This window comes from Streptomyces sp. NPDC039430, assembly GCF_055639435.1.
In genome coordinates, this window is the sequence record NZ_JBVKAK010000019.1 from 76,492 (window position 1) to 88,715 (window position 12,224).

Consider the following 12,224-nt stretch of genomic DNA (forward strand, 5'->3'; position numbering starts at 1 on the left):
CAGGGGGCACGGCTATGGTCTTCGGAGGAGCCGGCAGCGCGCAGTCCGCGGGGTGCTGAGGATCCCCGAGTGTCCCCTCGCTGGGGCCAGGTCCGCGCGGCCTGGCCTTCCCGGAGCGACACGACGCGATGCGCCCTGTCGAGCAGGCCGTTTATGTATGATGCCGCGCTTACTCACTGCTCCCGCAGAACGCGTCGGGCATTCTCCAGGTAGCGGTCATTCGCAGCCTTCAACTTTGTGAAGTACTCCTGATTGGATCGGATCGTTTCCTGTTCCAGGGACCTCTCAGTGTCAAACCAGCGGGCCACCAGGCCTGTCTTCTTCTTGCACGCGACGTCGGCTTTAGCAGTGGCGATCTCTTTGCCCGAGGCTTCTCTTATGTCTTTCGCCCACCAAGCGGAGTCTTCCCCAGCAGCGATGGGTGTCGGATATGAGAAATTTTTGTCCCGCATACAGGCGCTCCACGCAGCCATAGCGCGCCGGACTACTGGTTCGCGTTGCGCTTCGTCGTAGGTCTTCGACTTGAAGTCGTTGAAGCGTGCGAATGGCGCTTTGGCATTACGTGTGAGCTGACCGTCTGCAGCTTTCCTGCATTTCTGTGCGGCCTGCGCCTCATCCTTCGTCAAGGCCGATTGGCGCGTCTTAATCTTCGCGAGAACTTCTCTCACTTCCGGCGGAGCCTGTAGGTCTGAGGGAACGTGATATCCGAATCTGGCGGCGACACCGGGCTCGATAAGCCCATAATGAAGACGATTGCGCCAGTCCGTAAACCCCTTGGGCGTCCTCACGATTTTCCAGTCGTGTCCCTGTTGACGCATACAGGTGCGCATCAGAACGTCACCGGCCTCGTATGTCACATGTGTCTCACTGTCCGACAGCACATAGGAGTCGAACGGGAATACGAGCCTCAGAGCCTCCGTAGTCGGTGCCGGGATTTCGGCTCGATCGATTCTTGTGGGAGTTTCGGAGCAACCGGAGATAAGAAAAACTATGGAGGCGAGTGGTAAAAACCGGCGAGACATCGGATTGTCCTTCGTAAATGGAACCGCCGGCCGGGGCTGAGTCAGCGATCAGCCCCGGCCGGCATTAATCCCTAGAATCCGTTGAGGGACGTAGCCTTGTTGGAGAAGCTGTTGTTTCCGAAATCGGAGTCGTTGCTGTTCGCCTGCAGGTAGTAGGACTGTCCACCGTAGCTGACGCCGTCATACATGAACACGCGGAAGCCACACGTGTTCTTTCCGGAGTTCGCGTCGTTGTTTGAGGCGCGACCGTTCGACCAGTTATTGTTTCCGAAGTCGTGGTCGTTTCCGGAGAACGTGCGCGAACCGTCGTTGTAGCCGTTGGTCTGCCAGAGCGTGAAACACGCCGCCTGCACACGGCTTTCGGACGCGGTGGCCACCGGCGCCGTCGCTACAAGGCTGGCACCGAACACAGCCGTCAGCCCGAGCGAGAGAGCGATCTTACGCATGGAATACCCCTCCGTTGAGTTGTCACAGGCAACCCGGACACCTGGATTCCGGAATTGAATCCTCCAGTTTCTTGCGTATCCGCCGGGTCGCTCTCGGTAAAGAAGATCTAATGTCACGCCCAGGGAAACGTCAACGAAATATCTGACCAACAGCCTCGCTTGACCGATAACCATCACAATCCTCATCGACCACACGGACACCACTCGATGGGCTCGTGCGCTTGGTGAATATGACCCTTGAGCTCGCCCGGCAACCCGGCTGGGCACGACAGTTGATGGCTGAAACTAGCCCGCCGGCAGATGTTGAAGGGGCGGCAGGTACTAGGCGGAATCAAAGATTCCCGTGTTTCGGCAACACGTGACAGAAATAGGCTCGATTAAGCCATATTCCTGTATCAGTGTCCGGCCAGCCCTCTCCGGCCAGCGGGGCGACCAGCAGGGGCTGAGCCTCAGAGAGCATAGGGACTACTTGCGGCCGGGGCGGGCCCGGGCCGGCCCGGACGTCTGGTCGGGAGGCTGCGCGGACGGTTGATCAGTCGCTGGCGCGGCTGGCCGACGATGCACGTCTCCACGGTGAGGACCACGAGGTACACGAGGTAGGTGGCCTCCCGCCGGCCGAAGGAACGCCGACGGCCCGAGCTCGCGTCCTCCACCGCTCACCGGGCCCTGGCGCACATCGCGCTCTACGGCTCAGCGGGCGCGGGCAAGCCGTTGTCGTCGCTCAGCACCGACGACATCCATTCCGACACGGAAGACGACCTCGTCGCCTGTGGAGAGGTCATGGTCTTCATGGGCGAGGGCTTCATCGTCTCCGGACATGATGAAGCCGTGACGCGCCGACCGCTGGCGGGTCAGCGGTGGAGGATCTCGACGAGGCGCGGTCCGGTGGCGTCGGGGCCCTTCTTGAGGTACTCGGTGAGGTCCTCAAGGGTTTCGGCTCGGTGGACTTCAAGGCCGTAGCCGCAGGCGATGTCGAGGATGCCAAGGTCGGGGATGTGGAGGTATTCGCCCTTGGGGACATGCAGTTCTTCGGCGAATTCCTCCAGCGCGCGGTATTTCGTGTTGGTGCACACCACGAAGGTCACCGGGACTTCGTGGCGGGCCGCGGTCCACAGGCCGGCGACGCTGTAGTGCGGGGAGCCGTCGCCGAGGAGGCAGACCACGGGCCGGTCGGGCCGGCCGAGCTTGAGGCCGATCGCGGCAGGAAGACCCCAGCCGAGCCCTCCGGCGGCGGAGTAGAACAGGGAGCGCGCGCGGGCGATCGTGAGCCGGTCGCGGAGCATCTCGGCGGAGGTCCACTCAAGCGAAAAGACGGTGTCGTCGTCGCGGGTGCCACGGTCGATGGCGTCGAGGATGGCTTCGGCGGTGAAGTGCGGTCCGCTGGTGTCGGCTTCGGCGATTGGCCTCGTTGATCTAAAGGGGCTCTGGCTCAACTTCTGTGACGCGGCCACTCTGAGTGACAGTCGAGCCTCTTCGACTCGTACGCGAAGTCGCCCGAAACTGGTCCGTGGACAGGGCAGTTGGGCCGACAGTTCGGAGCCGTGGAAGAGGTCGCACTCCGGCTGAAGGAGTTGTTGTTCCCGTCTATCACGGACGTCGCGGTGGTGTCGGTGGACGTGAGATCGAGAACGTGCGCGTTGATGCGCAATGCATCACGGACGGCGCCGTGTGCCCGGTCTGCGGAGTCTGGTCGAACCGGGTTCATGGTTCCTACCTGCGGTTTCCCGCTGATGTTCCGAGCGGTGGCAGAAGCGTTGTCCTCCAGCTGAGGGTCCGTCGGTTCGCCTGCGGGACCTCGGGCTGCGCACGCCGTACCTTCGTCGAGCAGATACCCGGCCTGACACGTCGGCACGGCCAGCGGACCGAGCGGTTGCGCTCCACCCTGGCCGCAGTCGGGCCGGCCCTCGCGGGCCGGGCCGGGGCCCGCATCGCCCGCGTTCTCGGGGTGTCCGTCAGCCGCAGCACGGTGCTTCGGCTGGTCGACGCTCATCCCGAGCCCGAGGTAGCCGCCCCGCGTGTGGTCGGCGTCGACGAGTACGCCACCCGCAAGGGCCGCCACTACGGCACCGTCCTGGTCGACATCGAAACCCGCCGCCCCATCGACCTGCTTCCGGACCGGGAGGCATCCAGCCTGGCGGCCTGGCTCGCCGAACGGCCAGGCGTTGAGGTCATCTGCCGAGACCGAGCGCCCTTCTTCGCCGAAGGCGCCTCCGCCGGCGCCCCGCAGGCTGTCCAGGTCGCGGACCGGTGGCACCTCTGGCACAACCTGAGCGAAGCCACCGAACGGGCCGTCGCCCAGCACCGTCGCTGCCTGCGAGCCCTGGTCCCCGCCGCCCCCGAACCCGAGCCGGAACCTGCCACAGAAGAGGAGCCGCCCGGCTCACCCTGGCCGACCGGCCACCGGTTCGCCGACCGCACCAGGGCCCGGCACGCCGCCGTCCACGCACTGCTGGAGGCCGGGCACAGCCGTCGCTCGATCCAGCGTCAGCTCGGCATGACCTGGCGGACCGTCAAGCAGCTCGCCGAGGCTGCGGCCCCGGAGGAACTGTTCACTGGCCAGTGGCAGAACCGACCTTCGGTCCTCGATGACTACAAGCCCTACCTGGACGACCGGTGGAACGAAGGTTTCACCAACGCCTGGAAGCTGTGGGAGGAGATCGTGCCGCTCGGCTACAAAGGCAGCTACCAGCGCGTCCGTGCCTACCTGCACAAGAAGCGCACCTCACCGCGACCGGTGACCGCCCGGCCACCGTCGCCCCGGACGGTTTCCGGATGGATCCTCAGCCGCCCGGAGACCCTCACCGAGCCCGAACAGCTCCAGCTCAAGACCGTCCGCACCCACTGTCCTGAGCTCGACGCCCTCACCCGACACGTCCGCTCCTTCGCGGTCATGCTCACCCAGCGCCAGGGCGAACACTTGCCAGCCTGGCTCGACGCTGTCCGGCAGGACGACCTGCCCAGCCTCCACACCCTCGCCGCCGGCATCGACCACGACCTCAATGCCGTCACCGCTGGACTCACCCTGCCCTGAAGCTCGGGCGCGGTCGAGGGGCATGTCAACCGGATCAAGATGCTCAAGCGTCAGATGTCCGGGCGTGCTGGCTTCGCCCTTCCACGGAAGCGCGTATTGCTCGCACAGTGATCGCAATGTCAGCGGCTGATGCGAAGATCCCGGCGCAACTACACGAGGAGATCAACATGGGCACCTGGGACACTGACCCGTTCGACAACGACACGGCCGCGGACTTCGCCAACGCTCTCGACGACGCTAAATCCGAGGAACGCGAGGCACTGATCCGTGGCGTCCTCACGCGCACCGTCGATGCCACCGGCTGGCTCATCGAAGGAGAAGAAGCGGTGGCCGCAGCCGCACTGATTGCGGCGCAATGCCCTGGCGGCGGCCCAATCGACACACCTTACGGCCCTGAAGAACCCATGCCCGCCTTCCCTGACGATCTCCGGACGCTCGCGGACAAGGCCCTCGCTCGCATCATCAGCGACGAGGCCGGGCCGGCCTCGAACTGGGCCGATCCGGAAGACTGGAAGCAGTGGCGAGCCGACCTCAACCGCCTTCGCACAGTCCTTGCTCCGCCATCACCGTCCATCCCGCTGTTCGATGTCGAGCAATGACAGTGCGTCACCCGCCACAAAACCTGAGCCAGAACCATTTCTCGTGAACATCTACGAGCCTGCTGATCACCAACTGCTGCCGCAACCAGTGAACAAACGCTGCTGCTGAACGTGAACGAAGCCACGCAGGTCGTGTCCGGCCGAGTGGTGTAGCGGATCACACTCCGCTTTGGGGTGGTGCTAACCGGGCCTGAGGACCGTCGCAGCTCCTGAGGCCGTCCAATAATCCCGTGCCGTGCCACCGGTGGACATGCAGACTCGCCCCATGGCGGACATGAGGGCGTTCCAGGATGCGGTCACCAGCTGGGCGGCGGGCGGTCCCGACGGGCCGGCGCGCGATCTGGCGGAAAGCCTGGGGGCACGGACCGCGGTACTCCTGGAAGGGCTGAGCGATCTCGCGGCTGTCGAGGCGCTGGCCGCCCGACGTGGCCGGGACCTGGCCGCCGAGGGAGTTTGTGTCGTGCCGATGGGCGGGGCGATGAGCGTCGGCCGCTATGCCGGTCTCCTCGGGCCACCCGGCCTCGGTCTGCGCCTGACAGGACTCTGCGACGAGGGCGAACAGGGCTTCTACGAGCGCGGCCTGACGCGGGCCCAGGCACCGCTCCAGGACATCTACGTATGCACCGCGGATCTGGAGGACGAACTCATCCGCGCGCTCGGCACGGCAGGAGTCGAGGAGATCCTCCGCGCCGAGGGCGACTTCCGCGCCTGGCAGACCTTCCAGCGCCAGCCCGCACAGCACGACCGGCGCCGGCATCAGCAGGTGCGGCGCTTCCTCGGCACAAAGAAGGGCCGCAAGATCCGCTACGGCCGTCTCCTTGTGGAGGCTCTCGCACCGGACCGGACACCGCCCCCGCTCGACGGCCTCCTCGCGAGCCTGTGAGGTCGTAGACGGGCTGCCGTTTCGGGCGTGCTCGACAGCGGACGAGCGCGGGGCGTTAATCAGTTGACCGGGTGGCACCGGCTGGGCAGGCTCCAGCACGGCCCGCCTGCCCCTACCGGGAGACCTACGGATGACTTCTCACCTGCACGCGCTCTGCTTCGACGCGCACGACGCGCCCCGTCTCGCGCGTTTCTGGGCGGACTTTCTCTGCTGGGAGACGTCCGAGGACTCCTCCGACGGCATCACACTGCTTCCCAGCGATGACACCGGGTTCCGGCTCCGCTTCCTCCCGACCCAGGAGCGGAAGACAGGCCAGAACCACATGCACTTCGATCTGACGAGCACGTCCCTCGACGACCAGAAGCAGGTGGTGGAGAGGGCGCTCCAACTCGGTGCCCGGCAGATCGACATCGGGCAACGCCCGGAGGAGGGGCATGTGGTTCTCGCCGACCCCGAGGGCAATGAGTTCTGTGTCATCGAGCCGGGCAACAGCTTCCTCGCCGAGTGCGGATTCATCGGAGCGCTGGCGGGCGATGGTTCGCAGGAGACCGGGTACTTCTGGAGCCGAGCGCTGGGCTGGCCCTTGGTCTGGGACCAGGACCAGGAGACCGCGATCCGCTCACCGCACGGTGGTCCGAAGGTCACGTGGGGTGGTCCACCCCTGATGCCGAAGACGGGGAAGGAACGGCTGCACTTCGACCTCGCTCCACCGGCCGGCAGTGACCAGCAGACGGAGGTCGACCGGCTCGTCTCCCTCGGGGCAACGCGCATCGACATCGGCCAAGGGGACGTCAACTGGGTGGTGATGGCCGACCCCGACGGTCACGAGTTCTGTGTGCTGACCCCCCGATAAGCCCCGGAGCGGGGCTCACGACCCTGCGGGCCGGAGACCCGGCATGCCGAGGTTGACCGGCGCGACGCGAGGCAGCCGCCGGCTCTCTTCGCGTTTCTGACGGAGGAAGGCGAGGATGAGGTCGATCCCCTCGATCTCTCCGAGCCGGCCCTCCTGCTCGGCGCGGACCCGGCGATCCGAGAGATCGGTCTCGATCTCGTCAAGGCGAGACAGCATCTTGGGGGTTGATGTTGAGCATGGGACATCGCAAACAAGCATTTTCGTGCTGACAGGGTGTTCCGTAGGGGCTTCCGCAGGCGCCGGATTCGACCTTGCGGCGGTCGAAGTGCTCCTCGAACTCGGCCCACTCGTCGGACGTGGAGTCCCGGTATTCGCCGAGAGGTCGGATCTGGCGCCGATGCTCCTGGTGTTCCTGGTGTTCCTGGTAGTGGCGGATCACGTCTTCGTCGAACACCGCGACGTAGCCGCGAGTGGTCTGGACATTCAGGTGTCCAGGCAGGGCGGCGGCGATGTGGATCGGCAGGCCGCTGTTGACGAGTTCCGTGATGAAGATCCGGCGGAAGTCGTGCGGGGTGAACTTCAACCCCTTGAAGCCGGGATGTACTTCAGCGAGGGCGAGGCAGCGCCGCTCGATCATCTTCTGGATTGTGCCGGGGTTGAAGACCGCGGGAACCGTGCCGTTCTGCCGCGGGAACAGGAACGGCATCGGAGGACTCCAGACCTTGTCGTGCGGGTCGTAGCGCGTCACCAGCGGGATCGGCCGCCCGGTGCGGGCGTGTCGGCGGATGATCGAGGCGACCACGTGGAAGGGCTCGGCGGACATCGGGATCACGCGCTCGCGGTCGGTCTTCGAAGGTGCGATGACCAGCAGCGCAATGACCTCGCCACCAGGACGCTGGTATTGCCGGATGCTCAGGTGGGTGAGCTCGCACAGCTCCTCGATGCGCACGCCGGAGTGCCGCCGGCTCGGCTGTGCCGGCGAGGAGCAGTACCTGGGCCGGGGTGTGTACTACGGGACGCTGCCCAGGCGTCGATCCGGTAGGGGGGATACAGCGACGAGTCCTGGTCGGCTCTGTCGTGGACGGCGAGCACCGAGCGCTCGCCGTCGAGATCGTTGGCGTAGGCCTGGCGCTCGGCCGCAGTCCAGATTCTGGCCCCGGAATCCCAAAACCGGCAAAGCACCAGGTCGGCCTCCGCCCCGTACACCAACAAGCCGCCTCCGAACGTCAAGTGAGGGCTCGGCGCATGCCGCTCAGGCCGTACTCGAAGGCACGGTCGATGTCGCCCCCGAGCCGGAAGGCGCCGTTGATCTCCATCTCGATGAAGCCGGTGACCCAAGCGGTCAGCATGCGCGCGGCCTCAAGTGCCTCCTGCTCGCCGACGAGTTCCCCGGCAATGCGCAATACCGGGCCGGCCAGGCGGGCGAGTGCCTCGGGGGGTGCGTGCGGCGAATGCATGAGCCGGAAGCCCTCGGGCCACTTCAGGGCGTGCCGTCGGTAGCAGTGTGCCAGGTCCTCAAGGGTGCCGTCAGTCGCCTCCAGGTGAGTGGTCATGTCGGCGACGGTGGCCTCGGCCACGGCGGCCAGGAGAGCGTCACGGTTGTCGACGTGCTTGTACAGCGAAGGGGCCCGCACGCCCACTCGATTGGCGACGCTCTGCATGGTCAGTCCCTGCTGACCGCCCGTCTCCAGCAGCTCACGGCCGGCGGCGACGATCTGGCTGAGCGAGGTCTTCTCCGGAGTCGGCATGCTCCGCACTTCCTCCCTGAAGGCTATTGACCGAAGCCATCATAGCTACGTAAATTAGCTATCGGACCTGCAGTCCTTATCCCAGAGAGAGTCTCCATGAAGCTCGCACCTCATTTGCACCGGCTCGGCAACGACGTGGTGGCGTGCTACCTCATCGACACCCCCGACGGCATCACGCTCATCGACGCGGGCCTGCCTGGCCACTGGCGCGATCTGCAGCGCGAACTGAGCTCCCTGGGCAAGTCCGTCGACGACATCCGCGGACTCGTCCTGACCCACGGCGACTCCGACCACATCGGCTTCGCCGAACGTCTCCGCAGCGAGCACGGCGTGCCGGTGTTCATCCACGCCGCCGATGCCGCCCGCGCGCGCACCGGAGACAAGCCCAAGAGCACGGTCGGCCCCCTGCGACCTGGCCCCACGCTGCGCTTCTTCGGCTACTTGTTGAGCAAGAACGGCCTCCGGACCCGATACGTCGCAGAGGCCACCGAGGTCCACGACGGCGACGTCCTGGACCTGCCCGGCAACCCGTCGATTGTGGGTATGCCGGGACACTCCCCGGGAAGCGTGGCCGTACATGTCCCCCTCGCCGACGCGGTCTTCGTCGGGGACGCCCTGACCACCCGGCACGTCCTCACCGGCCGCACCGGACCACAGCCGGCACCCTTCACGGACGACCAGGCCCAAGCACTCGCATCGCTCGACAAGATTGCCGCACTGCAGGCGTCCTGGGTACTTCCCGGCCACGGCGCCCCCTGGCGCACCTCACCGTCGCAGGCAGGCGAGACGATCAGAAAGTTCTGAGAGGCACGCCCCGGGGCCTGGACGCGCTGTCCCTCACCGTCTACGAACACCGCCGCGTCCGCTGACGGGCCCTCAGCTCCGCTCGGGGATCGTGTCGTCGATGATGATTGAGGCCTGAGGGAACGTATGGATGCCCACTCGATGGACAAGACCGATGCCAGTCCCGGGTGGTTCAGTGCACGGGGGCGGTATCAAGGGACCCCCACGATATTGCGGCTGTCCGGCGCCGGGGCCCGCTCCGTGCCAGCTGTCCCGACCGGGGCCGACGCATCGTCGGACGCGGCCTCCCCGGGCCGGAAACGCCCTCCGGCACGTGCCGGCCTCCGCGGGAGCCAGTACGCGATCCGCGTGATCGCCCTGCGGTCTCTCTTTCACCACGCCAAGAGGTATGGGCGCGTCACCAACCCCGCGCGGGGCATCCGAGTCGGGCGCCGCCCGACAGGGCCCGTGATGCCCATGTCCGACGCCGAGATCACCCACGTCCAGATAACCGCCGGGACATCAGCCGCCCGACTGGCCGTCGCCCTCGCCGCAGTCCACGCGGACCGGGGCGAGACGATCCGAACCCTGCGGCTGGAGGATGTGGACTTCTCCAAAGAACGCATCACCATCGACGGTAACGTCCTGCCATGGGTGCGATCACCCGCGCCGCCCTCCGGTCCTGGCTCACCGAGCGACGAACACGCTGGCCCCACACCCTCAACCGGTATGTCCTGCTCTCCCGGCAAACGGCGAACGGCACCAGCCCCGTCAGCGCGTACTTCCTCAATCGGCAGCTCACCCCGCACGGCGTCAGCCCCGACAGGGTCCGCGCCGACCGCGTCCTCGGGGAAGCCCTGGCCACCGGAGCCGACCCGCTGCGCCTGACCGCGATCTTCGGCCTCTCCGAGACCACCGCAGTGAAGTACGCGCCCCTCGCCCGCCAACGCCTCAACGAGCCGACCGGCCAGGAGCCGTGTCGGGCACCATGAGAACGCCAGCGGTCGACGGCACGTGAGGCGTCAGCGACTACCTGAATCCCGGGTGGCCCCGTCTCATTCCTGGCGGGCGAATCGGTCGAGGGCACGGAGCACATGCGTACGTGTCGTGTCGCTACCCAGATGACCCGCGTCACCTACGACGATCAACTCCGCGTCCGACCATGCGCGGGCCAGTTCCCAGGCTGTGTCGAGCGGGCCGCCCATGTCGAGCCTGCCATGGACCAGCACGCCGGGAATCCCGGTGAGCCGGTGGGCATCGCGGAGCAGGGCACCTTCCTCCAGCCACACGCCGTGGGAGAAGTAGTGGGCACAGATGCGGACGAAGGCCAGTTGTGCGGCCGGCGGGCGGTCGCCGTAAGGGTTGGAGGCACCGTTCGTCTCCCCGGACAGAACCGCATCCTCCCAGGCGCACCAGTCGGCCGTGGCCCTCTCCCGCACGGCGGCGTCCGAGTGTTCCATCAAGCGCGCGTACGCCGCGACGATGTCGCCGTCGCGCGGTGTGCCGGGAGCTCCGGCAAGGAAGCGTTCCCACTGCTCGGGGAAGAACCGCCCCACGCCCCGGTACAGCCAGTCGGTCTCTGAGCGCCGGGTGGTGGTAACGGCAGAGATGACGATATCCGACACCCGCTCCGGGTAGGTCTCGGCGTAGGCCAGGATCAGCGTGGACCCCCACGAGCCGCCGTACAGCAGCCAGCGGTCAATCCCCAGGTGTTCGCGCAGCAGTTCCATGTCGGCGATCAGGTGCTGGGTAGTGTTGTGCCGCATATCGGTCGCGGGATCGCTCGCGTGCGGGGTGCTGCGACCGCAACCGCGCTGGTCGAACAGGACGACCCGGTAACGCTCCGGATCGAAGTACCGGCGAGCGCCGGGCCCGCACCCCGATCCCGGACCACCGTGGACGACGAGCGCGGGCTTTCCATCCGGATTTCCGCAGGCCTCCCAGTACACGACGTTGCCGTCGCCGACATCGAGCATCCCCTTCTCGTACGGCTCCACCTGCGGGTACAGCTCGCCCATTTCCAGACCTCCTGACAACCAAGTGCAACATCGGACAACGCCTTGTAGCAGACAACAGGGCCGATCCGACACCGGCGGGGGTTTGGCACCCGTACAGGCGACACTCTCGCCGCAGTTTCGGGTCGTCCTCGTCGACCAGCGCGGCTGCGGCTCAAGGAAGCAACACACCAACGCGCTCACCGACACGGCAGCGGTTCCGCACTTCCCGACAGCTATCCACCTTGGATTACCAGGCGAGCGGCCACTGCAGCATTCCTGAAGTCACCGGCGACTGACATTCAGCGTCGCCGCCCCTGACCCACCGCTGTCGATCGACAGCCCGAACTCAAGGTTCCGACCGCCACACCGAGGGCATGAGGCTGGTCGGGCTGATGGACACCACCGTCCGCTACGCCGACGTCCGCGACCGACTGGCCCACGAGCAGGTCGCCCGCGCCGAGCGTGACCGCCTGCCGCACCAGGTGGAACTGTGCTGGGAGGCGCTGAGCAGCGCCGCCGCGTGGCTGGCCGCCCACCATGCCTACGTCCTCGCGGTCGACGAGGCGCGCATCGCCGTCGACATGTGGCGCGAGCGCGCCGAGGCCGCCCGCCGCCGCCCGTTCTTCTGCTTTTCCGCCAGGGATGAGGCCGCCTACCGGCAGATCCAGGAGGCCGGTCACCCCGCGCTGGAGGAGGCGCCGGCCGACCTCGACCAGGCGCCGGCGCAGACCGCCGAGCAGCTGCGCGCCAATCTCGACCAGGCCCACGAGCGCCGCATGGAGCTGGCCGCCGAGACGCTGCGCCTGGCCACCACCGGCAGCAGCCGGTGAAGCAGCGAGCGAGTTCCTCCACTGACCAGAAG

13 protein-coding genes and 1 pseudogene are annotated in these 12,224 nt (G+C 66.6%); 7 read left to right on the forward strand and 7 right to left on the reverse strand.

What is annotated here, in order from left to right; genetic code table 11:
- Positions 1 to 173 precede the first annotated feature (173 nt).
- From ACZ7LS_RS32100 to ACZ7LS_RS32110, 3 genes are all read right to left on the reverse strand, one after another.
- Positions 174 to 857: a hypothetical protein gene (locus ACZ7LS_RS32100; RefSeq protein ID WP_382672951.1), complete on the reverse strand. Its 684-nt coding sequence runs from the start codon at positions 855 to 857 to the stop codon at positions 174 to 176.
- Positions 858 to 1,093: 236 nt separating this feature from the next.
- Positions 1,094 to 1,468 carry a hypothetical protein gene (locus tag ACZ7LS_RS32105; protein ID WP_382672948.1) on the reverse strand — a complete coding sequence of 125 codons (375 nt, stop codon included), beginning with the start codon at positions 1,466 to 1,468 and terminating at the stop codon, positions 1,094 to 1,096.
- Positions 1,469 to 2,319: 851 nt separating this feature from the next.
- On the reverse strand, positions 2,320 to 2,919 hold the full coding sequence (locus tag ACZ7LS_RS32110; RefSeq protein ID WP_385341651.1) for a thiamine pyrophosphate-dependent enzyme: 600 nt from the start codon (positions 2,917 to 2,919) through the stop codon (positions 2,320 to 2,322).
- Between the two features lie 215 nt (positions 2,920 to 3,134).
- Between ACZ7LS_RS32110 and ACZ7LS_RS32115 the strand changes: the two are divergent.
- The 4 genes and pseudogenes from ACZ7LS_RS32115 to ACZ7LS_RS32130 all read left to right on the forward strand — a co-directional run.
- Positions 3,135 to 4,598: pseudogene (locus tag ACZ7LS_RS32115) on the forward strand (ISL3 family transposase); the annotation flags it as partial.
- Between the two features lie 68 nt (positions 4,599 to 4,666).
- Positions 4,667 to 5,098 (forward strand): DUF4259 domain-containing protein, encoded by a 432-nt coding sequence (locus ACZ7LS_RS32120; RefSeq protein WP_385133919.1) that lies wholly within the window; start codon positions 4,667 to 4,669, stop codon positions 5,096 to 5,098.
- Between the two features lie 265 nt (positions 5,099 to 5,363).
- Positions 5,364 to 5,981, forward strand: coding sequence for a TOPRIM nucleotidyl transferase/hydrolase domain-containing protein (locus ACZ7LS_RS32125; protein ID WP_382528020.1), 618 nt, complete (start codon positions 5,364 to 5,366; stop codon positions 5,979 to 5,981).
- 130 nt (positions 5,982 to 6,111) lie between these two features.
- Entirely contained in the window at positions 6,112 to 6,834 is a 723-nt protein-coding gene (locus ACZ7LS_RS32130; RefSeq protein WP_382672931.1) for a VOC family protein, read from the forward strand.
- A gap of 15 nt (positions 6,835 to 6,849) precedes the next feature.
- On the opposite strand, the gene ACZ7LS_RS32135 is transcribed toward ACZ7LS_RS32130, so the two are convergent.
- The 3 genes from ACZ7LS_RS32135 to ACZ7LS_RS32145 form a co-directional block, all read right to left on the reverse strand.
- Positions 6,850 to 7,050 carry a recombinase gene (locus ACZ7LS_RS32135; protein WP_385133871.1) on the reverse strand — a complete coding sequence of 67 codons (201 nt, stop codon included), beginning with the start codon at positions 7,048 to 7,050 and terminating at the stop codon, positions 6,850 to 6,852.
- A complete protein-coding gene (locus ACZ7LS_RS32140) occupies positions 7,034 to 7,783 on the reverse strand; it encodes a tyrosine-type recombinase/integrase (RefSeq protein ID WP_385133874.1) in 750 nt (249 codons plus the stop codon). The genes ACZ7LS_RS32135 and ACZ7LS_RS32140 overlap by 17 nt, the downstream gene beginning before the upstream one ends.
- Positions 7,784 to 8,060: 277 nt before the next feature.
- Complete coding sequence (locus ACZ7LS_RS32145) at positions 8,061 to 8,582, reverse strand: TetR/AcrR family transcriptional regulator (protein WP_385133877.1); 522 nt, start codon at positions 8,580 to 8,582, stop codon at positions 8,061 to 8,063.
- A 96-nt stretch (positions 8,583 to 8,678) separates the two neighbouring features.
- Between ACZ7LS_RS32145 and ACZ7LS_RS32150 the strand changes: the two genes are divergently transcribed.
- Both ACZ7LS_RS32150 and ACZ7LS_RS32155 read left to right on the forward strand, forming a co-directional pair.
- Complete coding sequence (locus ACZ7LS_RS32150) at positions 8,679 to 9,386, forward strand: MBL fold metallo-hydrolase (protein WP_382871306.1); 708 nt, start codon at positions 8,679 to 8,681, stop codon at positions 9,384 to 9,386.
- Positions 9,387 to 10,015: 629 nt separating this feature from the next.
- Positions 10,016 to 10,357, forward strand: a complete 342-nt coding sequence (locus ACZ7LS_RS32155; RefSeq protein ID WP_385133880.1) for a hypothetical protein — start codon at positions 10,016 to 10,018, stop codon at positions 10,355 to 10,357.
- Positions 10,358 to 10,420: 63 nt separating this feature from the next.
- Here ACZ7LS_RS32155 and pip read toward each other — a convergent pair whose 3' ends face one another.
- Positions 10,421 to 11,383 carry a prolyl aminopeptidase gene (gene pip, locus ACZ7LS_RS32160; RefSeq protein ID WP_382871300.1) on the reverse strand — a complete coding sequence of 321 codons (963 nt, stop codon included), beginning with the start codon at positions 11,381 to 11,383 and terminating at the stop codon, positions 10,421 to 10,423.
- 353 nt (positions 11,384 to 11,736) lie between these two features.
- Between pip and ACZ7LS_RS32165 the strand changes: the two genes are divergently transcribed.
- A complete protein-coding gene (locus ACZ7LS_RS32165; RefSeq protein ID WP_385133883.1) occupies positions 11,737 to 12,192 on the forward strand; it encodes a hypothetical protein in 456 nt (151 codons plus the stop codon).
- Positions 12,193 to 12,224: the final 32 nt, after the last annotated feature.

Coding starts and splice junctions, on each gene's coding strand:
- ACZ7LS_RS32105 (WP_382672948.1), bottom strand. CDS start 1,468: ATGCGTAAGATCGCTCTCTCGCTCGGGCTGACGGCTGTGTTCGGTGCC.
- ACZ7LS_RS32120 (WP_385133919.1), top strand. CDS start 4,667: ATGGGCACCTGGGACACTGACCCGTTCGACAACGACACGGCCGCGGAC.
- ACZ7LS_RS32125 (WP_382528020.1), top strand. CDS start 5,364: ATGGCGGACATGAGGGCGTTCCAGGATGCGGTCACCAGCTGGGCGGCG.
- ACZ7LS_RS32130 (WP_382672931.1), top strand. CDS start 6,112: ATGACTTCTCACCTGCACGCGCTCTGCTTCGACGCGCACGACGCGCCC.
- ACZ7LS_RS32135 (WP_385133871.1), bottom strand. CDS start 7,050: ATGCTGTCTCGCCTTGACGAGATCGAGACCGATCTCTCGGATCGCCGG.
- ACZ7LS_RS32145 (WP_385133877.1), bottom strand. CDS start 8,582: ATGCCGACTCCGGAGAAGACCTCGCTCAGCCAGATCGTCGCCGCCGGC.
- ACZ7LS_RS32150 (WP_382871306.1), top strand. CDS start 8,679: ATGAAGCTCGCACCTCATTTGCACCGGCTCGGCAACGACGTGGTGGCG.
- ACZ7LS_RS32155 (WP_385133880.1), top strand. CDS start 10,016: ATGGGTGCGATCACCCGCGCCGCCCTCCGGTCCTGGCTCACCGAGCGA.
- pip (WP_382871300.1), bottom strand. CDS start 11,383: ATGGGCGAGCTGTACCCGCAGGTGGAGCCGTACGAGAAGGGGATGCTC.
- ACZ7LS_RS32165 (WP_385133883.1), top strand. CDS start 11,737: ATGAGGCTGGTCGGGCTGATGGACACCACCGTCCGCTACGCCGACGTC.